Below are 22,208 nucleotides of genomic sequence, written 5' to 3'. Positions count from 1 at the left end.
ATTTTGCATCTGGAGGGAATATTGATGCTAGTTGTTCGCCCAATTAAACTATCTGATTACGACGCGTTGCATACCTGCGCTGTTGAGTCAGGACATGGATTCACATCTCTTCCGGTTAACGAAGAACTGTTAACCAATCGTATTACTCACTCTGAATACAGCTTCGCGAAACAAGGCGTGACCGAGCCCGGTGATGAAGGCTACCTGATGGTTGGCTACGATACCGAAACCGGAGAAGTGGCGGGTACGACCGGCATAGAAGCCTCGATTGGCTGGGATGTACCGTTTTATTCTTACCACATCAGTAAAGTGGTTCACTCTTCACAGCGCCTTAAAGTGAATAACGTGGTTAAGCTGTTGACGTTTGGTAATAACTATACAGGCTGCAGCGAAATTTGTACGCTGTTCTTACGTCCTGATTACCGCAAAGGCTTAAACGGTCGACTGATGTCTAAGTGTCGTTTCCTACTGATGGCTGAGCACCCAGAGCGTTTCTCAAAAACGATCTTTGCTGAGATGCGTGGTGTATCAGATGCGGAAGGCAATTCTCCTTTCTGGCAATGGCTGCAAGAACATTTCTTCTCGATTGACTTCACGCTTGCCGATTACCTAACCGGTATTGGTAAGAAAGGCTTCATTGCTGACCTAATGCCTAAGCTACCTATCTACGTGAACCTACTGAGCAAAGAAGCTCAAGCGGTGATCGGAGAGGTACATGACAATACGCGCCCTGCACTTAAGTTGCTGGAACGTGAAGGTTTCACCAACCGTGGTTATGTCGACATCTTTGATGCAGGCCCAACGGTTGAGTGTGATCTAAGAAACATCGAATCTGTGCGTCACTCAATTCGAGCACAGGTTCAAATTGCAGAGCACTCTAGCTCTAAAGACTTCCTAATTGGTAATACCTCGTTTGAGAACTTCCGCGCAGTAGCCGCGAAAGGTGCGTATGACCAAGCAAGCGACACAGTGATTTTATCATCTGAAGTAGCAAGCGCTCTTGAAGTAAAAGAAGGCGAATTCGTTCGCATGTTGGCTCAATAAGAGCGGCGATTATCTGTCGAAGATTTTAAGGATAGAAGTATGACTCAGTGGATAGCAGGACAGTGGGTGGCAGGTCAAGGTGACGCCATGACATCAGTAAGCCCATACAACAATGAAGTAGTGTGGCAGGGTGATAGCGCGACACCAGCACAGGTTGAATCTGCAGTAGCAGCAGCTCGTGAAGCCTTCTTGGTTTGGAAAAAACTGAGCTTTGCAGAGCGTGAAGCGATCGTGTTGAACTTTGCTGAGAAAGTTAAAGAGAACAGCGAAGAAATCGCGCAAATCATCGCGAAAGAGACGGGTAAACCGATTTGGGAAACTCGCACTGAAGCGGGCGCAATGGCGGGCAAGATTGCTATTTCAATTCGTGCTTACCATGAGCGTACCGGTGAAGCTTCTCGTGAAGCGGCAGGCAACCAGATTGTACTGCGTCACCGTCCATTAGGCGTGATGGCAGTATTTGGTCCTTATAACTTCCCTGGTCACCTACCTAACGGTCATATTGTTCCTGCACTGCTATCGGGTAATACCGTGGTATTTAAGCCTTCAGAGCAGACACCTTGGACGGGTGAGTTTGCGATGAAATTATGGCAAGAAGCGGGTCTTCCTGCTGGCGTAATCAACTTAGTACAAGGCGCTAAAGAGACAGGTATCGCACTGGCCGATGCTAAAGGTCTTGATGGCGTGCTGTTCACAGGTAGCGCTAATACTGGGCATATCCTGCATCGTCAATTCGCTGGCCAACCGGGCAAGATGCTGGCACTAGAGATGGGTGGCAATAACCCTATGGTGATCACTGACCAATTTGGTGATGCTGACGCGACGGTTTATACCATTATCCAGTCGGCCTTCATCAGTGCGGGCCAACGTTGTACATGTGCACGTCGCTTGTATGTGCCTGTTGGCGAGAAGGGCGATCTGCTACTCGATAAACTGGTCGCAGCTACGCAAAAGATTCGTGTCGATCAGCCTTTCGCGGAACCAGCTCCTTTCATGGGCCCTCAGATCTCTGAAGCTGCGGCTAAGTTCATTCTGGACGCGCAAGCTAATCTGCAATCGTTAGGCGGTGTCAGCCTAGTAGAAGCAAAAGCGGGTCAAGCGGCGTTTGTTTCTCCGGGCATTATCGATGCAACTAACATTGCCGAACTGCCAGATGAAGAGTACTTCGGTCCATTACTGCAAGTGGTTCGTTACCAGTCACTAGAGCAAGCGGTTGAACTGGCTAATGACACACGTTTTGGTTTGTCTGCAGGCTTAGTTTCAACAGACGATTCAGAGTGGGAATACTTCGTTGACCATATCCGTGCGGGTATTGTTAACCGTAACCGCCAGCTAACAGGCGCAAGTGGTGATGCACCATTTGGTGGCCCGGGGGCTTCGGGCAATCTACGCCCAAGTGCTTACTACGCCGCGGACTACTGTGCTTACCCTATGGCTTCAATGGAAGGTGGTGAAACTCAACTTCCAGCAACGTTTAGCCCGGGTATTGAGCTTTAATTTCTGAACTACAGGTTTATGAACCATAGATTTATGAAGCACAGGTTTATGGACCGTGGTTTTATAAGCTTAATGCTTTTTTGACTTAGGCTTATAAGGTACTAGGCTCATTCGTTAACTTTGAAATAAGGAAGTGGTGTTATCGCTTCCTTTTTCCATCACGTCCGACACCTAGATTGGGCGGTAGATAATAATAGAACAAGTATGTCACAGGCTGATGGCTGCTGACTCTGTGTCCAGCCTCTCCCTCTCTAATCCAAATTACTAGCTTGCTAGAACCTCTGACAAGGAGTCACCATGACGCCCGATCTACTCTTTAAATCACTTTGGGACGATTACATTCACAGGCTTTGTCCATCGGCTGAGAAAGTACATCACTTGCTGAAAGAAGACGAAGCTCTGATTAATGATCACATTGCACTGCGTACTTTCAATGTTGCTCCGCTAGGTATTGAAACATTGGCTAAGCCTTTCCTTGAGCTAGGTTATAAAGCGTGTGGCGATTACTTGTTTGAGAGTAAGAAGCTAGTCGCGAAGCATTACGAGCACCCAGATCCAAATCAACCTAAAGTGTTCATTAGTGAGTTGAAGGTCGAAGAGTGTTCAAGTGACTTACAACAGATCGTTGCTAAATTGGTTGAGCAAGTCGACGTAAGCAAGCTTCAAGGCCATGAATTCTTGTTTGGTGGTCGTCTATGGGACTTGAGCTTCGCAGATTTCCAAGTGCTTGCAAAAGAGAGTGAATACGCGTCTTGGCTCGCAGCTCATGGTTACGGTGCCAACCACTTTACAGTGAGCGTTAATCAACTCGATGCTTTTGATGAAGTGCAGGCAGTGAATGATTATTTGAGCGAATCAGGCTTCACGATCAATGCATCTGGTGGCCAGGTTAAAGGCTCTCCAGAGGTCTTATTAGAGCAATCATCAACAATGGCAGATAAAGTCCCAGTTTCATTTGTTGAGGGCAATGAGATGATTCCTGGAGGCTTCTATGAGTTCGCTAAGCGTTATGCGATGGCTAATGGTGAGCTTTATACCGGTTTTGTGGCAGCATCGGCTGACAAGATCTTCGAAAGCACTAACGGTTAAAGAAAGATACGAGTACGGACTTTACCCTAAAGATGCAGATAGGCTTCGCTTCGAGAGTGTTTGCGCTTCGAAGCTGTAGGTGTTTCATTCGTATTTTCTTTGTAGATCTTTAGAAAACAAAAAAGCCACCAAATTTGCATTTGGTGGCTTTCAAATTTTAGGCTCAGTTAATCGAGATTAACGAGTGCCATATACCACGATAGTTTTACCGTGTGCAGAAATTAGGTTCTGCTCTTCTAGCATCTTCAAGATACGACCAACTGTCTCACGAGAACAACCAACGATCTGGCCAATCTCTTGGCGAGTGATCTTGATTTGCATGCCGTCAGGGTGAGTCATTGCATCTGGTTGTTTTGCTAGGTTTAGTAGCGTTTGTGCGATACGACCAGTTACGTCAAGGAACGCTAAGTCACCAACTTTTTGGCTAGTTACTTGTAGACGGTTTGCCATTTGCGCTGATAGACGCATTAGGATGTCTGGGTTCACTTGGATAAGTTGACGGAATTTCTTGAAAGAAATTTCAGCTACTTCACAAGGAGATTTTGCACGAACCCAAGCTGTACGCTCTTGGTCTTCTTCGAATAAGCCTAGCTCACCGATGAAGTCGCCTTGGTTTAGGTAAGAAAGAATCATTTCCTTACCTTCTTCGTCTTTGATAAGAACTGCCACAGAACCTTTAACAATGTAGTACAAGGTTTCTGCCTTTTCACCAGCATGAATCAAAGTACTTTTTGATGGGTACTTATGAATATGACAGTGTGAAAGGAACCACTCTAATGTTGGATCGGTTTGAGGTTTACCTAGAACCATAATATCTCACTTCCTCTGCAGGGTATGCTTGCCGCTTTCCGTATTTTAGCTAAGCCTGGATTGACTTGTAGGATAAGAGCACTCGTTGAGCGCTGCAAGCTATCTTGTGTTTCGTTTAAGAATAGTATCCTTTTTCAGGTACTATTTCTTGATTTTAATCGTGACCAAGCTACGATTTTTTACGCAAAATTGTGCACATGATCACGGTATGAAAAGTAATCAACCAGAATGGTGCTCTGTTAACCAATTTTTCCGGTTTCGATGAGTTGTTGTAGGATCGGCCTTACAATGAGCTCCATAGCAAAACTCATCTTCCCTCCTGGTACCACAAGCGTGTTGTGGCGAGACATAAATGAGCCATCAATCATAGCTAAAAGGTAAGGGAAATCGACGTTTTTGATGCCGCGCAAACGTATAACAACGAAGCTTTCGTCTAAACTTGGGATCCCTTTAGCGTTGAGAGGGTTTGATGTGTCTACCGTTGGAACACGCTGAAAGTTGATGTGAGTACGCGAAAACTGAGGAGTAATGTAGTTAAGGTAATCATCCATCGAGCGAACAATCGAGTCCATTACTGCTTCACGAGAATGACCACGATCGCGTGTGTCGCGAACGAATTTCTGGATCCATTCTAAGTTGACGATAGGTACCATGCCGATCAGCAAGTCGACGTGTTGAGAAACGTTAATGTCGCCATCAACCACACCGCCGTGCAGGCCTTCGTAAAACATCACATCGGAGTTTTCAGGGATCTCTTGCCATGGCGTGAAGGTGCCCGGCATTTGATTGTAAGGCACGGCTTCATCGAAGGTGTGTAGGTAGCTTCTTACTTTACCTGTACCTTCGTTACCGTATTTACGGAAGAACTCTTCTAGCGCACCAAAGTCGTTGGCTTGAGGACCAAAGTAGCTGATGTGCTTACCTTGCTCGCGCGCTTTACGGATCTCGACATCCATCTCTGGGCGAGTGAAGCGATGGAAACTATCCCCTTCAACCCAAGCGGCCTTCACGTCCATCATATTGAACATTTTACGGAAGGCTTCTGAGGTGGTGGTGGTGCCGGCTCCAGATGAACCCGTCACCGCAATAATTGGATGTTTAGCGGACATGACAACCCTTGTCTTTTGAGTAACTTACTTGTTAGCAATCGTTTACCACTATAACACGGCTCCTTTATGAGCGCAGCTTAGAAGCGTTTTGTGACTTGAATATCAACGGTTTCATGGAGCTCAGAAAACACAATGCTGACTTCTCCTGAAGCTAATTGATGTTTCACTTGATCAATCTTGTTTTGCAGTGAAACCTCTACGTCGCCGTAGTCTGTGCCTTCACGCAGCACGAACTCTTTGATGAGGTTTTCCAGTGTCTCTGGCGCAATGTCTTGCCATGGGATGATCATAAATACTTCTCTCTTTTATGTTCATAAATAGGTTTATTGATGTAGAAATGCGTGTGCTTAGTATTGTTTTACTTCTATTTACTAAGGCTCGGTCATTATGCCGAATCTTGGATACTTTCATAGTAGGCAGGCAAGGCTTCTTCTAACCAAAACCTTGGCTTGAGTGTACTGCCAGTAATAAACCCAACATGGCCGCCTTTTTGAAACAGTCGATAATCGATGTTATCGGGCAGAACAAATTTTGGGATCACATCATCGGTCATGAAAGGGTCGTCTTTGGCATGAATGATCTGAGTCGGTAGTTTGATCTTATTGAGCTTAGGCAGAGCAGAACATTGCGCATAATAATCTTGGGCATTTTTGAAGCCGTGCAGAGGCGCAGTGATTCGTTCATCAAACTCATACAGTTTGGTGATGTTCTTGATGGCTTCAGCGGTGATGCCAAGTTTTTCCTGCAGCAGGTTAACCTTTTTTAGCGCATTCGATTTTAGAGAGTTGAGCAGGTACTTCTTATAGAGCTTGGAGAAACCACGCTCAATACGACTAGAGCAACACGCTAGGTCAAAAGGAGCAGATACGATGGTCGCCGCCGACAGCAATGGGTCGTCTGCGTACTCAGCCAAATAGTTCGCCAGCATGTTTCCACCTAAAGATATGCCAACCGCAACCTTAGGGTTATTCGGAAACTGGGCGTGCAGGTGTCTTAGAAAAAAGCGCGCATCTTCGACTTCACCTGAATGGTAAGCGCGAGCCAGGCGATTGGGTTTTCCGCTGCAGCCTCTGAAGTGCATCATCACGGACAACCAACCATCTTTAGCAAACGCATTCATTAATCCATTGGCATAAGGGCTCTCAAAGCTACCTTCTAAACCGTGGAATAGAACGAATATCGGCTTGCTACTGCGATCATTTTTATTTGAGGTGTCACCGTCTGGTGATTCGCTCCAAGCAAGATCAAGAAAGTCACCATCGGGTGTTTCTAAGGTTTGCCAGTGAGGATGAAACAGCGCCTGCTTCCTAATAAACCGTGGCACTAAGGTTTGTAAGTGCGGATTAGAGAGACCAGCAGCTGCGGTAAATATTGTCATAAAAACGATCCATGCTTCTTTATACGGGTTTTGATAACGTGTTGAGTTTGTAACGAAACGCCCACGTTTTTATTTGAGCTTGGTTGATTCTCGGCATAAGCGCAAGAGTTTCACTCATACAGGTTACAAAACAGGTTGTAGGTAACTGGTTGAATACTATCGAGGTTAAGCTCTATATATTGCTAATAATCCGAGCCACCATCGCGTGAACACGAAGAACGATAGTCCCCAATAAGCTTGGATCTTGATCTAACAAAAGGAAAAGGGAATGCCTTAGGGCTGAGGGGCTGGTTCAGAAAAAGCAACATAGAGGTTTTCTGCCCCTAATAATCGACAGTATTGAAAAGCGAGAGGCGCTTGTTGGTTTGCGAAAAGCTGAAGAGAGTTTATGTAGTCGACGAGATCAGATTGTTGTTGTTTCTCTAGTTGTAATTCGAACTGTAAGGCTTCACGGTAGAGTGAATCAACAACGTGTGCTTTGAGATGCTTACGTAGCTCTCGATAACTATGAAGTAGGGTTTCAGAGCGGCTCAAGCACTGTTGAACTTTGTGCCACTCTTCTTCGGCAAAAGACAATTGCTGCTCATCAAGCCATTTGAGAAGCAGCAGTAGATTGACGTTGCCGTGGAACTGGTTTTGCAAAGCTAAGCACGCATCCTTTACACCGCGCACACTGTAATACTGAAGGCTAAATTGCCATAGTCGTTCCAGTGTTAGTGATATTGGGGCGTGCTCTGGGCTCATAAGCTATCCATATCCTGTTCCATCTGCTCAAGCTCTTCTTGAGTGGACATCCAATCCATTTCAACTTCTTCTAGCTGTGACTTACTGCTCGCTTGGAGAGCGAGTACTTTATTCAGTTTAGCCTTATTTTCAGCTTCATACAGTGATGTGTCGGATAATTCTTGCTCAGCTTCTTCAAGAGCCTGCGTTAATTTATCCATCTGCTTTTCAAATTGAGTGAGCTTTTTACGCAGTGGTGCCGTCAGTTTACGGAACTCGGCTTCTTTACGTTTCTGCTCTTTTTTCGCTGCTGCACTGTTGGCGCCGTCTTTGGCTGGTGCCAATGCTTGTGCTTCTTTGCGCTCAACTTTCGGTTGCTCGGTTAGCCACTTGTAGTAATCGCTTAAGTCACCATCAAACGGTGCGACTTGGCGGTCGTGTACAAGGTATAAATCATCGGTAGTTGCACGCAGTAGGTAACGGTCGTGCGATACGATAACCATTGCGCCTTCAAACGTCTGCAGGGCAAAAGTCAGCGCTTGACGCATGTCGAGATCCAAGTGGTTGGTTGGTTCATCGAGTAGCAACAGGTTCGGTTTTTGCCATACCAGTAGCGCCAGAACTAAACGCGCTTTTTCACCACCAGAGAAGGGTGCCACTTTATCGAGCGCTTTTTCACCTTGGAAACCGAAGCTACCTAGGTAATCACGCAATTGTTGCTCGGTGTGTTTAGGGGCAATCTGCATCATGTGCTGCAGCGGTGTTTCTTCTGGGTGCAACGTTTCTAACTGGTGCTGTGCAAAGTAACCAATCTTAACGCCTTGCGAATAACTCAGTTCACCGCCTTGCTGTTTAAGTTCGCCAGAAAGCAGTTTAATCAGTGTTGATTTACCAGCACCATTTCGACCAAGTAGACCAATACGGCTACCCGGTACTAGGTTCAGGCGAATTTTCTCTAGAATCAGATTGTCATCATAGCCCGCTGATACTTCATCCATCATCATGATTGGATTTGGTAGCGCGTCTGGTTCTCTAAACTCAAAGCTGAATGGATTATCAAACTGAGCAGGCAGCACTTGTTCCATTTTCTCTAGCGCTTTAATACGGCTTTGCGCTTGGCGAGCCTTTGAAGCTTTGTAACGGAAACGGTCAATGTAGCTCTGCATGTGAGACATCTGTTTCTGCTGCTTTTGGTACATCGCTTGTTGCAGAATCAGTTTTTGCGCTCGTTGGGTTTCGAACGATGAGTAGTTACCCGTGTACTCATTGAGCTGTTGGTTTTCAACGTGCACGATGCGGTTGACGATAGGGTCTAAGAAGTCTCTATCGTGCGAGATAAGCACTAGCGTGCCAGGGTAGCTTTGTAACCAACGCTCGAGCCACATTACTGCGTCTAAATCCAAGTGGTTGGTAGGCTCATCGAGTAGCAGTAGGTCACTGCGACACAGTAGGGCTTGCGCTAGGTTCAAACGCATACGCCAACCACCTGAGAATTGAGTCAGGTTCCATGTCATTTGTTCTTGGCTAAAGCCTAGGCCATCCAGTAACTCGGCAGCACGTGCCTTTATGCTGTAACCACCAATGGTTTCAATCTTGCCGTGGATCTCTGCTACCAATGTGCCATTGTCGGCTTGTTCAGCTTTCTCTAGTTGATCTTCAAGGCCGCGGTATTCACGGTCGCCATCAATCACGTATTCAATTGCTGTTCTTTCTAATGCAGGTGTTTCTTGAGCAACCCAAGCCATTTCCCAATGGGCTGGTTTACTGAATGAACCCGCATCAATAGACAGTTCGTCCTTAATTAAGGCGAATAGCGTAGATTTACCACAGCCGTTTTTACCAACCAAACCGATCTTGTCGCCAGGGTGAAAAGTCGCAGATGCTTGGTCGAGGAGTGGCTTACCGCCGCGTAGCAATTGAATATCAGAGAAAGTAATCATAATTGAAATAGCATAGAAATTAGAGGTGAACAGACGCCTGCATAGTAGGCTGAAACCAGATAAAAGTCGATCACAATGCAATTTGCGTTATGATGCCAATAACATATTAATAACTTTTGCTTAAATTCTTGTGGCCTTGCCACCGTTTAGCCCTCAAAGGAATGTTTCAAAGGAATGAGTAATACTCCCTCGACAGACAAAGTCGTGCCAAAGGTGTTGATCATCTACGCGCACCCAGAGCCGCAAACCTCTATTGCTAACCAGATGATGGTTAAGAAGGTAGAGTCGCTCGGTCATGTCAAAGTTCATGATCTCTACGCCATCTACCCTGACTTCTTTATTGATGTGCCTTATGAGCATGAATTGCTCCTTCAGTACGATGTTATCGTGTTTCAGCATCCTCTGTTCATGTATTCCTGTCCTTCATTGTTAAAAGAGTGGTTTGATCGCGTGTTAGGCAAGGGCTTTGCTTTTGGTGAGCAAAGTGCGCTTAAAGGCAAACACTGGCGCAGTGTGATTACTACCGGTGGTAAAGAAGAGGCGTTTGGTGCCGCAGGTTATAATAAATATCCATTACAAGAGATCTTGCAACCATTCGAGCTCACCGCTGCTTTGTGTCAAATGAACTGGATATCCCCTTTGGTTTTACACTGGGCACGAAATGTCACCGATATGACGCGTTACCAACACGCCGAAGCGTATCGAAATTGGTTGCGAGACCCGCTACAAGATATAGGAGCAGATGATGGCTCTGACTAATGATTTTCTACAAAGTAGCGTTATATTTTTAGCGGCTGCTGTGGTTGCGGTTCCTATCGCACAGCGCGCTGGTTTGGGTTCAGTCCTCGGTTACCTATTAGCAGGTGTGGCAATTGGCCCATGGGGGCTGGGCTTAATCAGTGATGTAGAGGCGATTCTGCACTTCTCCGAATTCGGGGTGGTACTGCTGCTCTTCCTGATTGGTTTAGAGCTTAACCCGAAAAAACTGTGGCAGATGCGAGCCCCCATTCTCGGGTTGGGCGGCGCGCAAGTGCTGATCACCACTCTAATTATTACCGCCATCGCCTGTCTATTTGGATTAACCTGGCAAACCAGTCTCGTGATAGGTATGGGTTTGGCGCTGTCTTCGACTGCGATTGCCTTGCGTGTTATTGAAGAGCGAGAGCTCGGCGGCAAAGAAGCAGGGCAGTCGGGCTTTGCAGTACTGCTTTTCCAAGATATCGCTGTTATTCCAATGCTAGCAATGTTGCCTCTACTTGCGGGTAATACCGGCGGTAGCTGGGCTGACATGCTGTGGATGCTGGGTGGCGTGATTGGCCTACTGGTCGGTGGCCACTTCTTGTTGAGACCACTTTTCCGATACGTAGTGATGAGTGGTGTGCGTGAGTTATTCACCGTCGCGGCGCTGTTACTTGTGATTGGTATTGCTGTGATCATGCAACGGATTGGCTTGTCGATGGCATTAGGTACCTTCCTAGCGGGCGTACTTCTGGCTGAAAGTGAATATCGACACGAGCTTGAGATCGCGATTGATCCATTCAAAGGTTTACTGCTTGGTCTGTTCTTTATCTCTGTGGGTATGGCGGTAAACCTAGGTCTACTGGCAGAAAGCCCATTCGCAATACTTATTGCAGTGTCGTCGCTAGTCGTATTGAAAGGTTTGGTGCTGTATGCGCTGGCTCGTATCTTCGGCACTCAAGCTAAAGCACGTAGCCGAATGGCGATGATTCTTAGCCAAGGTGGTGAGTTTGCTTTCGTTATTTTTACCGCGGCGAGTGCGCAGGGCATCTTAAGTGGCGAACAGGTGTCGTTCTTACTGGTAGTAGTGAGCCTGTCTATGGTGACCACGCCACTAATGCTTAAGCTGCAAGATAAGTTCTTTGCTCGTCAACTGAACCAAATCAGCGAAAGTGCGATGTCTTCGGATGTGGTTGATCGCAGCCCTCGAGTGATCATTGCTGGCTTTGGTCGCTTCGGTCAGATCATCGGTCGCTTGATGTACGCCAACAAGATTCGTATCACTGTCCTTGAAAGTGATGCCAGCCAAATACACATCCTTAGAAAGTTCGGCTACAAAGTCTTTTACGGAGACTCGACTCACCTAGAGCTATTACGCGCAGCCGGTGCTGATAAAGCAGAGGCGATTGTGTTGTGTACTGACTCCCCTGATGAAATCATGAAAACCGTCGATTTATGTAAGCAGCACTTCCCACGCTTAAAGATCTTGGCGCGTGCACGAAGCCGTGTTGAAGCGTATCAACTACTTAACCACGGTGTGAGTAACTATTCGCGTGAAACCTTCCTTGGAGCATTGGATTTAGGTCGTCAAACATTGACTGAACTTGGCATGCATCCATATAAAGCGAAGCGAGCAGAAGCACACTTTAGAAAGTTGGATAATGGTATGCTGAAAGAGTTGCTGCCTCAGCATAACGAAGATGCCGAGTTAGCCCAAAGAGCGAAAGAGGCTCGTAAAGAACTTGAAGAGATCTTTGGACACGAGATGGAAAACGATCACCAATCTCGAAACTATTGGCAGTAGCTTGAAGTGATAACTCATGCTTGAGCTTAGAAATAGAGCTTGGGCATAGAAATAACAGACTATAGAACTAACCTAATAATAAACGCGGTCTCTGCTTAACTTATCAATAAAGTGAGTGGGAAGAACCGCGAATCCAGAGTAGTAAAGGATATGAACGTGAAACAGAAAAAACGCTTTATCGCAGGGGCAAGCTGCCCAAGTTGCAGTACTCAAGACACACTCCGTTGGTGGATTGAAAATAATATCGAGCTGGTGGAATGTGTCGATTGTGACTTCACAGAACAGCGTAAACCGAAAACTGTAGAGAAATCTGAACACGCGAATCAAGAAATGATCGGTATTTTTAAGCCAGAATGATTGAGTTTCGTTAATTGATCCCCATAATATCCCGGTACAGATTTTTTCCTAAGCTCAACTGTTCGAGCTTAGTCCAAACCTCCTTGGAGCTCTCATGAAAATTGAAAAGAACGTAGTAGTTAGTGTTGCATATCAAGTGAAACTTGAAGATGGCGTAGTAGTTGACCAATCAACTGCAGAAGCTCCACTAGATTACCTTCACGGTCACAACAACCTAATTACAGGTCTTGAAAAAGAGCTTGAAGGCAAAGTAGCTGGCGACAAGTTCTCAGCAACGGTTACTCCAGAAGACGCTTACGGCGAGCACAACGATGACTTAGTTCAACGTGTTCCTGCAGACGTATTCCAAGGTGTTGAGCAAATCGAAGTTGGCATGCGTTTCCTAGCTGATACTGACCAAGGTCCAATCCCAGTTGAAGTTACTGAAGTAGATGGCGACGAAGTTGTTGTTGATGGTAACCACATGCTAGCTGGCCAAACTCTAACGTTTGACGTTGAAGTTGTAGCGGTTCGTGAAGCGACTGAAGAAGAAGTTCAACACGGTCACGTACACCAAGAAGGCGGCTGTGGCGGTCACGATCACGATCATGACCACGAAGGCGGTTGCTGTGGTGGCGAAGGCCATGACCACGGTGAAGAGAAAAAAGACGGCTGTTGCGGCGGCGGTAGCTGTGGTTCTCACTAATACCGAATTAACGGTTTAGTTTAAGAATCTTGAAAGCCTCCCTTGTGGAGGCTTTTTGCGTTTAGGAGTCTCGCTTTTTGACCTCGCTTTTCTCTACCAAACTAAGTGTCCGCAAATCTAAGCATTCGTAAAAGTTTGGTTTTCGTTATCAGACATCGAACCATGGATGTGGTATTGATAGCACAACATTATAAGACGACGTCAGTGGAGAGTTTGCATGTCACAGCCTTTTTCAATTGCCATTCATGGTGGTGCAGGAACTATCTTGCGAGAGCAAATGAGCGATGCATTAAAAACGGGTATTACCGAGGCTTTGGAGAAGTCGGTTTTGGCTGGCTATCAAGTTTTGCAATCGGGTGGCGATGCGTTGGATGCAGTGGTTGCGTCAGTCAAGGTGATGGAAGACAGCCCGCATTTTAATGCCGGTAGGGGCTCTGTTTTAACTCATGATGAATTTGTTGAGATGGATGCTTCTGTGATGCACGGTCGCGAAATGGATGCGGGTGCTATTGCAGGTGTCCGCCATATTAAAAACCCGATAGAGTTGGCTCGTGACGTGATGCTTAAAAGCGACCACGTACTGCTGATTGGTGAAGGCGCAGAGAGGTTTGCGTTTGAGCATGAGTATACTTTCACCGAGCAAGATTACTTCTTTACTGAGCGTCGTTATGACCAACTTCAGTCGATGAAAGAGAAAGGCATCTTTGCTTTGTCTGAAGCGAAATATGATGAGCAACAAGCTCAAAAATACCCAGACGATAAAAAGTACGGCACGGTTGGCGCAGTAGCATTAGACCAAGCCGGTAACTTAGCTGCAGCAACCAGTACCGGTGGCGTGACCAATAAGAAGTATGGTCGTGTGGGAGATTCTCCGATCATTGGTGCAGGAACCATCGCTGAAAATGGCAATGTTGCCGTCTCAACAACCGGGATGGGTGAGTTCTTCCTACGTAAAATGGTCGCCAGTGATGTCGCAGCACGAATGCGTTATCTGAAAGAAGATGTGCACACCGCTTGTGAAACGATCATTCAAGGTGAATTGAAAACCATGGGTGGAGAAGGTGGCTTGATCGCTATCGATGGCCAAGGCGATATACATTTTGGTATGAACAGCTCAGGAATGTATCGTGCAAGCGTTGATACTCAAGGTCGTGTTGAAGTGAAGATTTATGCCGACGACTAAGTTGGTATCGGCTTAATTGGCTTTAGCTTATTCACTGAGATGAAATAAACAAGAGGGCGACAGATGAGTATCTGTCGCCCTCTTAGTTTTCTATGTCCCGTCCTGAAATGTGTTTACACATTGAGGACGAGAAACTAACGATATGCGTCGTTAGATTTAATTGGTTATTTTGAACCGCACTTAATAGTGTGGAGGTGGCGTCTCTTCTGATGCGTCAGCTAGATTAGAGCCATCCATATTTTTTACTTTGCCAACCACGAACTTCATCTGATCTTGCATTCTCGTGATTAACATTTGTTGTTGGCTAAGCGCTTCATTGAGTTCTTCAATGGTCTGTTCTTGGAAAGCTAGCTGACACTCTAGGTCATTTACGCGGCTTTCTAGTTGTTCAACTCGCTTTTCTGTCATCGTTCTTAATCCACATTCCAAGCTTGGGCAATGCCCGCAGAGGTGCCCGATATCACACGGTTCTTATCATCAAAGGCTGCATCATACACTACCGCACGAGGAGGGCGAGCATCTTTTAATGGCTCAGCATCGTGGCGAGAAATTCGCTTGCCATCCTGAGTATTCCACACACTCACTTGGCTGGATGGTGTGCCCGTCACCAACATACTGCCGTCATCAGAAAAACGCGCACTCGAGAAAATCAACTGTCGAGACCAGCTTTGCAATTGCGCTTGAGGTTCGCCCGTTTCAAGATCCCAAATCATCGCTTGATTGCCGCCATCAGAGGTAAAAGCCAGCTCGCCATCGCGTTGTAGCGCGACTCGTACTACTCTTTGTTCATGCTCAAAGGTGCGTAATACCAAGCCTGACTCGGTATCCCACAGGTAGGCTTTATAGTCGTTGCCACCTGATAATGCGTAGCGACCATTGGAAGAAAGGGAAACAGAATTAACTTTTTCTCGGTGAGCAAGGAACTCAAGACGGCGTCCGGTGACTAAGTCCACATAGATCGCTTTGCCATTAGACAGGCCAAGCAATACTTTTTCACCATTGCTAGAGATATCGACATCGCGAATTAAGCCATCGGAGATAGACCAAAGCCCTTGTGCTTGAGTCCAAGAGAGGTCCCAAACGGCGAAGTTCATCTGGCTTGCGGTAATGGCAAAGCGGCCATTGTCCGAGATACGGATACGCGATACTTGGTTTTCTAATTGATCTTGTGGGCCGAGTTGAGCTAACTCTTTGTTTTCGGCAAGGTCCCAAAGCAATAGTTGTTTTTTCTGAGAGTAGAGCAGGGCGAAGCGTCCATCTCTGCTAAGGGCAAAGCTGGTGGCACCATTGGGTTCAATTTCCCAACGTTGCTCATCATCTTGGAAGAAAAAACATCCATTTAACAAGGCGATGACAATTGTACATAGCAATGAGTGGAAAAATATTCGCATCACATCTAATAATCCGGTTTGTGTCGAAAGACATATAACTAGTATATTGTTATAACTAACGTATTCACACCAATCTAATCATTAGATTTGTGCACAATAACCAATGGCTTGGCCATTAATTGGAGAATTCAATGAAATCAGTTTTAAAAGTATCACTGCTTGCCGCAACGGTTATGCTAGCAGTTGGTTGTCAGAAAGAAGAACCAAAGGCAGAAGCTCCACAGGTTGAAGAAGTTAAAGTTGAAGCAGTAAACTTTAAAACAGAAGACGACAAAGCGGCATACGCAATCGGCGTATCTTTCGCTAACTACCTAAGCACAAGCATTGATAAGCCAAGCGAGCTAGGTATTAACCTAGACAAAGATATGGTTCTTCAAGGTATCGAAGACGTATTCGCAGAGAAAACTGCACTGAACGAAGAAGAAACTCGCGCAGCTCTTGAAGCTCTAGACAAGCGTGTTGCTGAAACGATGCAAGCACAAGCGGCAGAAAAATCTGCAGAAGTGAAGAAAGCCGGTGATGACTTCCGCGCTGAGTTCGCTAAAACTGAAGGCGTTAAGCAAACTGAATCTGGTCTACTTTACCAAGTAATGACTGCTGGTGAAGGCGCTTCTCCAAAAGACACTGATACTGTTCAAGTTCACTACAAAGGTACGCTAACAGACGGTACTCAGTTCGACAGCTCTTACGACCGTGGTGAACCAGCAACATTCCCACTTAACCGCGTAATCCCAGGCTGGACTGAAGGCGTACAACTGATGCAAGTTGGTTCTAAGTACAAGTTCGTTATCCCGCCAGAGCTAGCATACGGTGAGCAAGACACACCGACTATCCCTGCTAACTCAACGCTAGTATTCGAAGTAGAACTACTAAACATCGATAACGCTGAAGCAGCTCCTGCACAGTAATATCGGTTAAAAGCCTCGTACTAAAATACGTTGATTGAATAAAAAGCCTAACTTTGAGTTAGGCTTTTTTTATGATTTGAAGATGAGTATTTGATTTTTAAACTTGTTCTAAATCACTAGTTGCAATGTTAGCTAGGTGTGCAATTAAAATTTTCTGATAAACTTACATAAATTTGTTGATTTTTCACACGAAGGTAAGGAATAAGTGACTACTACAGAAACAGTCAATGCAGATGTGTTACTTGAAATGGAATCAGTCCACGTTATGCCATTCAGTGAACACGATAAAATCATTCTAAGATCTTATGAGGCCGTTGTTGACGGTATTGCGAGCCTTATTGGTCCGTTTTGTGAAATCGTTTTGCACTCTTTAGAAGACCTCAATACTTCTGCGATTAAAATTGCCAACGGCGAAAATACAGGTCGTCAGGTTGGCTCGCCGATTACCGATCTTGCATTGAAGATGCTAAAAGATATTGAAGGTTCTAAGCGTAACTTCTCACGTTCATACTTCACTCGCGCTAAAGGCGGAGTGTTGATGAAGTCGATCACGGTTGCTATCCGCAACGGTGAAGACCGAGTGATTGGCCTACTGTGTATTAACGTGAATCTAGACGCGCCATTCTCACAGGTGCTGCAATCGTTCATGCCTACACAAGACGCAGACGAAGCCGCATCATCGGTTAACTTCGCTAGTGACGTTGAAGAACTTGTCGACCAAACGGTTGAACGCACCATTGAAGAAATTAACGCTGACAAATCGGTATCGAACAATACTAAGAACCGTCAGATCGTGATGGAGCTGTACGACAAAGGTATTTTCGATATTAAAGACGCGATCAACCGCGTTGCTGAGCGACTGAACATCTCTAAGCACACCGTGTACCTATACATCCGCCAACGTAAAACAGAGGATGAAGAGGGTTGCTAAGCTATACACTCCTAGTGAATGGGCCAGTCTATGGCTCACAGTCAGCAAGAAGTGCCTACCAGTTTGCCGTGGCTCTGATTAAACAGGGCCACAAACTTCACAGTGTGTTCTTCTATCAAGATGGCGTGAGTAACGGCTCAGACCTTACCGTACCGGCTAACGATGAATTTGATTTAGCTTCTGCTTGGCAAAAGCTGGCTGATGAACACGATGTTAGCCTTGAAACCTGTGTGGCAGCTGCGCTAAGACGCGGAGTGATTAGCTCTGAAGAAGCAGAGCAACATCAACTAAGTGCCTCTAACCTAGCCACTGGATTTACTCAAGCCGGATTAGGGAGCTTATCGGAAGCGCTACTAACGCAAGATAGGGTTGTGCAGTTTTGAGAAAGTTAGCCTTTATATTTAACAGTTTCCCTCATACGACCGCTGCGGGTAGAGAAGGGTTAGACGCCCTGCTTGCTGCGTCCGCATATAGTGAAGACATTGCCGTGTTCTTTGTTGGCGATGGCGTGACACAGCTTCTCAAAGCGCAGCAGCCCGACGAAACACTATCGCGTGACTACATCTCTGCATTCAAACTTATGGACCTGTACGACATCGAACAGGTGTATGTGTGTCAGCGTAGTCTGAGTCAGTTTGGTCTTTCAGCAGACAACCTGCTGATCGATGTGACCACCGTTGAAGCCGACGAGTTAACGCAGAAGTTAGCTCAGTGCCAACAGATACTGACTTTCTAGGGGACGCTATGCTTCATATTGTAAAATCAGTCGACAAACTTAAACTCGCATTGACCTATTCTCAGCCACAAGATCAGTATCTTTTGGTGGAAGATGCGGTGTATGTTTGCCTTCCCAATCATGAGTTATTCACTCAAATCTGCGCAGTAGAGCAGGTGTCGGTGTTAAAACCAGATCTCGATAGCCGAGGTTTACAACTACTTGTCTCAAGTACCATTGATCAAGTTGACTTCGATGGCTTCGTTAAACTGACGGTTTTGAGCGACAAATCAGTGACTTGGTAAGCGTCTTTTATCAGTTTGGTTAAAATTAGACCATCCTGAGCTCTAGACGGCTAAAAAAGATCTGTATATTTCTTGACACACCTCCCACTGCTGAATAGAATTTTGCGTCCCTAATTACGACTTGTGATTAGGGATAGATTTTTCACAAAGCTTACTTTCAAGTAAATTTCAGGAGCTAGTTAATGGCAACTATTAACCAGTTGGTTCGCAAACCTCGTGTAAAGCAAGTTGTTAAAAGCAACGTGCCTGCACTAGAAGCGTGCCCACAAAAACGTGGTGTATGTACTCGTGTTTACACTACTACACCTAAAAAACCTAACTCGGCACTACGTAAAGTATGTCGTGTACGTCTAACTAACGGTTTCGAAGTAACTTCGTACATCGGCGGTGAAGGCCACAACCTACAAGAGCACAGTGTTGTACTAATCCGTGGCGGTCGTGTAAAAGACCTTCCGGGTGTTCGTTACCACACTGTTCGCGGCGCACTTGACTGTGCTGGCGTTAACGACCGTAAACAAGGTCGTTCTAAGTACGGTGTGAAACGTCCTAAGTCTTAATTGATTCTCTTTTTTAAAAAGAAATCGTTAAGTAAGGCCAAACACTATTTTATTTATTATTCTGAAAAGTTTTGGAAAAAACCTGAAGAAGACAACGGAGAATATCCATGCCACGTCGTCGCGTAATAGGTCAGCGTAAGATCCTTCCAGATCCTAAGTTCAAATCTGAATTGCTGGCAAAATTCGTTAACATCCTTATGGTTGACGGAAAGAAATCTACTGCAGAAAAAATCGTTTACACTGCACTAGATTCAATGGCTGAGAAGTCTGGTAAAGACCACTTAGCTGTATTTGAAGAAGCTCTTGAAAATGTTCGCCCAGCGGTAGAAGTTAAATCTCGCCGTGTAGGTGGTTCAACTTACCAAGTACCTGTAGAAGTTCGTCCGGTTCGCCGTAACGCTCTTGCTATGCGTTGGGTAGTTGAAGCTGCGCGTAAGCGTGGTGAAAAATCTATGGCTCAACGCCTAGCTGCTGAAATGCTAGACGCGTCTGAGAACAAAGGTACTGCGGTTAAGAAACGTGAAGACGTTCACCGCATGGCTGACGCAAACAAAGCGTTCGCACATTACCGTTGGTAATACCTTTTTAGTGCTGCAAGGTTCCTTGCAGCACTTCTTTAGTTCCTATGCTTATGCTAGGAACTATTGCTATTTCTAGGGCAAGCAATTTTTAGCGAAGCATCGCTTTTAAGGCATAATCTAGACATAGCAATAGTCCCTAAGTCTCTAATAAGAGGATTCAACCGTGGCTCGTAAAACTCCTATAGAGCAATACCGTAATATCGGTATCGTTGCTCACGTAGATGCAGGTAAAACAACCACAAGTGAACGTATTCTGTTCTATACCGGTCTTTCTCACAAAATCGGCGAAGTTCACGATGGTGCAGCAACCATGGACTGGATGGAGCAAGAGCAAGAGCGCGGTATTACGATCACTTCAGCAGCAACCACTACGTTTTGGCGTGGTATGGAAGCTCAGTTCTCGGACCACCGTATTAACATCATCGACACTCCTGGACACGTTGACTTCACAATCGAAGTAGAACGTTCTTTGCGTGTACTTGATGGTGCAGTTGTTGTGTTCTGTGGCTCATCTGGTGTTGAACCTCAGTCAGAGACAGTATGGCGTCAAGCTGATAAGTACCAAGTTCCACGTATGGTTTTCGTTAATAAAATGGACCGTACCGGCGCAGACTTCTTGCGCGTAGTTGAACAGATCAAGGACCGCTTAGGCGCAACTCCTGTTCCAATTCAACTGAACATTGGTGCTGAAGAAAACTTCCAAGGCGTTGTCGATCTTATCAAGATGAAGGCAATTAACTGGAACGAAGCTGACCAAGGCATGACTTTCACGTACGAAGATATTCCTGCAGACATGCAAGAAATGGCTGAAGAATATCGTACAGAACTTGTTGAAGCTGCTGCAGAAGCAAATGAAGAGCTGATGGATAAGTACCTTGAAGAAGGTGAACTAACAGAAGCTGAAATCAAACAAGGTCTTCGTACTCGTACCCTTAATAATGAAATTGTACTTGCTACTTGTGGTAGTGCATTCAAAAACAAAGGTGTACAAGCTGTTCTAGATGCAGTTGTTGATTTCCTTCCTTCTCCAGTCGATGTGCCTGCAATTAAAGGTATCGATGAAGACGAGAATGAAGCAGAGCGTCACGCGGACGACAAAGAACCGTTCTCAGCGCTAGCATTTAAGATCGCAACAGACCCATTTGTTGGTACTCTTACCTTCATCCGTGTTTACTCTGGTGTTGTAGAAAGCGGTAAAACTGCTTACAACTCTGTGAAGAAACAACGTGAACGCTTAGGTCGCATTGTTCAAATGCACTCAAACAAGCGTGAAGAAGTAAAAGAAGTACGAGCAGGTGACATCGCAGCCATCATTGGTCTGAAAGATGTAACTACTGGTGAAACCCTTTGTGACCAGAACCATAAGATTGTTCTTGAGCGCATGGAGTTCCCAGACCCAGTTATTCAGATCGTTGTAGAGCCAAGCTCTCAAGCTGATCAAGATAAAATGACTATCGCTCTAGGTAAACTAGCAGCGGAAGACCCATCGTTCCGCGTTGATATGGATGCGGAAACTGGCCAGACTCTGATTTCTGGTATGGGTGAACTACACTTAGATATCATCGTTGACCGTATGAAGCGCGAATTTAGCGTGAACTGCAACGTTGGTAACCCGCAAGTGGCTTACCGTGAGACTATTCGTGGTACAGCGAAAGCGGAAGGTAAATTTATCCGTGAACATGGTGGTAAAGGTCAGTACGGTCACGTATGGCTGAAACTGGAACCATCAGAAGCTGGCGAAGGCTTTGTCTTTGTGGATGAAATTGCCAATGGTATCGTACCGAAAGAGTTTATCGCTTCAGTTGCTAAAGGCGTTGAAGAGCAGATGAACAATGGTGTGCTTGCTGGCTATCCAGTTTTGGATATCAAAGCTACACTATATGATGGTTCTTACCATGAAACAGATTCAAGTGAGATGGCGTTTACAATCGCTGCCTCTATGGCTTTCAGAACGGGTGCACTTGAAGCGCAACCGGTTCTGCTTGAGCCTATGATGAAAGTTGAAGTAACTACTCCAGAAGACTGGATGGGTGACGTTGTTGGCGATATTAACCGTCGTCGCGGCATCATCGAAGGTATGGACGAGGGGACAGCTGGCCTGAAGATAATTCGTGCACAAGTTCCGTTGTCTGTCATGTTCGGTTACGCAACTGATTTACGTTCTGCGACACAAGGTCGTGCTTCTTACTCTATGGAGTTTAGTGAGTACGCTGAAGTGCCTAACAATGTTGCAAAAGCAATCATTGCAGAGCGTGGTTAAACAAAAGGAAGGCATTTTTTTTCATTTTTTGAAAGAACAATGCGTCCAAATATTGCGCTAACGAGAGTTGGCGCATAAAATAGCAATTTCTGGCGCGTCTCGCTCAATAATGAACGTGGCGAATCATAACTAGGAAGGAACACGATTGTGTCTAAAGAAAAATTTGAACGTACGAAACCGCACGTAAACGTTGGTACTATCGG

25 protein-coding genes are annotated in these 22,208 nt (G+C 45.7%); 16 read left to right on the top strand and 9 right to left on the bottom strand.

Annotated elements, in window-relative coordinates:
* The first annotated feature begins 24 nt into the window (after positions 1-24).
* The 3 genes from astA (at position 25) to AB6E51_RS10665 (ending at position 3,630) form a co-directional block, all read left to right on the top strand.
* Positions 25-1,044, top strand: a complete 1,020-nt coding sequence (gene astA, locus AB6E51_RS10675; RefSeq protein WP_372057606.1) for an arginine N-succinyltransferase — start codon at positions 25-27, stop codon at positions 1,042-1,044.
* A 39-nt stretch (positions 1,045-1,083) separates the two neighbouring features.
* Positions 1,084-2,541, top strand: a complete 1,458-nt coding sequence (gene astD, locus AB6E51_RS10670; RefSeq protein WP_372057607.1) for a succinylglutamate-semialdehyde dehydrogenase — start codon at positions 1,084-1,086, stop codon at positions 2,539-2,541.
* Positions 2,542-2,838: 297 nt separating this feature from the next.
* Positions 2,839-3,630, top strand: a complete 792-nt coding sequence (locus tag AB6E51_RS10665; protein ID WP_010435216.1) for a DUF1338 domain-containing protein — start codon at positions 2,839-2,841, stop codon at positions 3,628-3,630.
* 177 nt (positions 3,631-3,807) lie between these two features.
* On the opposite strand, the gene crp is transcribed toward AB6E51_RS10665, so the two are convergent.
* The 6 genes from crp to AB6E51_RS10635 form a co-directional block, all read right to left on the bottom strand.
* A complete protein-coding gene (gene crp, locus AB6E51_RS10660) occupies positions 3,808-4,440 on the bottom strand; it encodes a cAMP-activated global transcriptional regulator CRP (protein ID WP_004729651.1) in 633 nt (210 codons plus the stop codon).
* 239 nt (positions 4,441-4,679) lie between these two features.
* On the bottom strand, positions 4,680-5,549 hold the full coding sequence (locus AB6E51_RS10655) for a phosphoribulokinase (RefSeq protein WP_010435210.1): 870 nt from the start codon (positions 5,547-5,549) through the stop codon (positions 4,680-4,682).
* A 77-nt stretch (positions 5,550-5,626) separates the two neighbouring features.
* Positions 5,627-5,839 carry a YheU family protein gene (locus AB6E51_RS10650; protein ID WP_010435208.1) on the bottom strand — a complete coding sequence of 71 codons (213 nt, stop codon included), beginning with the start codon at positions 5,837-5,839 and terminating at the stop codon, positions 5,627-5,629.
* Between the two features lie 95 nt (positions 5,840-5,934).
* Positions 5,935-6,927 carry a hydrolase gene (locus AB6E51_RS10645; protein WP_019825349.1) on the bottom strand — a complete coding sequence of 331 codons (993 nt, stop codon included), beginning with the start codon at positions 6,925-6,927 and terminating at the stop codon, positions 5,935-5,937.
* A 273-nt stretch (positions 6,928-7,200) separates the two neighbouring features.
* Positions 7,201-7,671 (bottom strand): TIGR02444 family protein, encoded by a 471-nt coding sequence (locus AB6E51_RS10640; RefSeq protein ID WP_010435202.1) that lies wholly within the window; start codon positions 7,669-7,671, stop codon positions 7,201-7,203.
* A complete protein-coding gene (locus AB6E51_RS10635; RefSeq protein ID WP_372057608.1) occupies positions 7,668-9,590 on the bottom strand; it encodes an ABC transporter ATP-binding protein in 1,923 nt (640 codons plus the stop codon). The genes AB6E51_RS10640 and AB6E51_RS10635 overlap by 4 nt, the downstream gene beginning before the upstream one ends.
* A 174-nt stretch (positions 9,591-9,764) precedes the next feature.
* Here AB6E51_RS10635 and kefG point away from each other — a divergent pair, with 174 nt between their 5' ends.
* From kefG to AB6E51_RS10610, 5 genes are all read left to right on the top strand, one after another.
* On the top strand, positions 9,765-10,349 hold the full coding sequence (gene kefG / locus AB6E51_RS10630; RefSeq protein WP_017061111.1) for a glutathione-regulated potassium-efflux system ancillary protein KefG: 585 nt from the start codon (positions 9,765-9,767) through the stop codon (positions 10,347-10,349).
* A complete protein-coding gene (gene kefB, locus AB6E51_RS10625) occupies positions 10,336-12,132 on the top strand; it encodes a glutathione-regulated potassium-efflux system protein KefB (RefSeq protein WP_065584304.1) in 1,797 nt (598 codons plus the stop codon). Before kefG ends, kefB begins: the two co-directional genes overlap by 14 nt.
* A gap of 156 nt (positions 12,133-12,288) precedes the next feature.
* On the top strand, positions 12,289-12,489 hold the full coding sequence (locus tag AB6E51_RS10620) for a YheV family putative zinc ribbon protein (protein WP_019825339.1): 201 nt from the start codon (positions 12,289-12,291) through the stop codon (positions 12,487-12,489).
* 94 nt (positions 12,490-12,583) lie between these two features.
* Complete coding sequence (gene slyD, locus AB6E51_RS10615) at positions 12,584-13,174, top strand: peptidylprolyl isomerase (RefSeq protein ID WP_017063705.1); 591 nt, start codon at positions 12,584-12,586, stop codon at positions 13,172-13,174.
* Positions 13,175-13,391: 217 nt separating this feature from the next.
* A complete protein-coding gene (locus AB6E51_RS10610; RefSeq protein ID WP_372057609.1) occupies positions 13,392-14,357 on the top strand; it encodes an isoaspartyl peptidase/L-asparaginase family protein in 966 nt (321 codons plus the stop codon).
* A gap of 180 nt (positions 14,358-14,537) precedes the next feature.
* On the opposite strand, the gene AB6E51_RS10605 is transcribed toward AB6E51_RS10610, so the two are convergent.
* Together AB6E51_RS10605 and AB6E51_RS10600 are read right to left on the bottom strand one after the other, a co-directional pair.
* Entirely contained in the window at positions 14,538-14,765 is a 228-nt protein-coding gene (locus AB6E51_RS10605; RefSeq protein ID WP_009848930.1) for a SlyX family protein, read from the bottom strand.
* Positions 14,766-14,770: 5 nt separating this feature from the next.
* On the bottom strand, positions 14,771-15,748 hold the full coding sequence (locus AB6E51_RS10600; protein ID WP_102320012.1) for a WD40 repeat domain-containing protein: 978 nt from the start codon (positions 15,746-15,748) through the stop codon (positions 14,771-14,773).
* 131 nt (positions 15,749-15,879) lie between these two features.
* Here AB6E51_RS10600 and fkpA point away from each other — a divergent pair, with 131 nt between their 5' ends.
* The 8 genes from fkpA (at position 15,880) to fusA (ending at position 22,005) form a co-directional block, all read left to right on the top strand.
* A complete protein-coding gene (gene fkpA, locus AB6E51_RS10595) occupies positions 15,880-16,656 on the top strand; it encodes an FKBP-type peptidyl-prolyl cis-trans isomerase (RefSeq protein ID WP_017061105.1) in 777 nt (258 codons plus the stop codon).
* A 205-nt stretch (positions 16,657-16,861) separates the two neighbouring features.
* Positions 16,862-17,587 (top strand): transcriptional regulator, encoded by a 726-nt coding sequence (locus AB6E51_RS10590; protein ID WP_004729851.1) that lies wholly within the window; start codon positions 16,862-16,864, stop codon positions 17,585-17,587.
* Positions 17,581-17,970: a sulfurtransferase complex subunit TusD gene (gene tusD, locus AB6E51_RS10585; RefSeq protein WP_017063709.1), complete on the top strand. Its 390-nt coding sequence runs from the start codon at positions 17,581-17,583 to the stop codon at positions 17,968-17,970. The genes AB6E51_RS10590 and tusD overlap by 7 nt, the downstream gene beginning before the upstream one ends.
* Entirely contained in the window at positions 17,967-18,323 is a 357-nt protein-coding gene (gene tusC / locus AB6E51_RS10580; protein ID WP_017063710.1) for a sulfurtransferase complex subunit TusC, read from the top strand. The genes tusD and tusC overlap by 4 nt, the downstream gene beginning before the upstream one ends.
* 8 nt (positions 18,324-18,331) lie before the next feature.
* Positions 18,332-18,607 (top strand): sulfurtransferase complex subunit TusB, encoded by a 276-nt coding sequence (gene tusB / locus AB6E51_RS10575; RefSeq protein ID WP_372057610.1) that lies wholly within the window; start codon positions 18,332-18,334, stop codon positions 18,605-18,607.
* A gap of 182 nt (positions 18,608-18,789) precedes the next feature.
* Positions 18,790-19,164 carry a 30S ribosomal protein S12 gene (gene rpsL, locus AB6E51_RS10570; protein ID WP_004737194.1) on the top strand — a complete coding sequence of 125 codons (375 nt, stop codon included), beginning with the start codon at positions 18,790-18,792 and terminating at the stop codon, positions 19,162-19,164.
* Between the two features lie 107 nt (positions 19,165-19,271).
* A complete protein-coding gene (rpsG, locus tag AB6E51_RS10565; protein ID WP_010435163.1) occupies positions 19,272-19,742 on the top strand; it encodes a 30S ribosomal protein S7 in 471 nt (156 codons plus the stop codon).
* A gap of 166 nt (positions 19,743-19,908) precedes the next feature.
* Positions 19,909-22,005 carry an elongation factor G gene (fusA, locus tag AB6E51_RS10560; RefSeq protein WP_017061101.1) on the top strand — a complete coding sequence of 699 codons (2,097 nt, stop codon included), beginning with the start codon at positions 19,909-19,911 and terminating at the stop codon, positions 22,003-22,005.
* Here fusA and AB6E51_RS10555 read toward each other — a convergent pair.
* Positions 22,002-22,208, bottom strand: a 207-nt coding sequence (locus AB6E51_RS10555) for a hypothetical protein (RefSeq protein WP_210439060.1), incomplete at its 5' end; no start/stop codon positions are given. The two genes, fusA and AB6E51_RS10555, sit on opposite strands and share 4 nt — an antisense overlap.

This window comes from Vibrio sp. 10N.247.311.47, assembly GCF_041467535.1.
GTDB classification, from domain to species: domain Bacteria; phylum Pseudomonadota; class Gammaproteobacteria; order Enterobacterales; family Vibrionaceae; genus Vibrio; species Vibrio crassostreae_C.
Note: the sequence above shows the minus strand (reverse complement) of the source record. Positions and strands in the feature narration are given on the sequence as shown.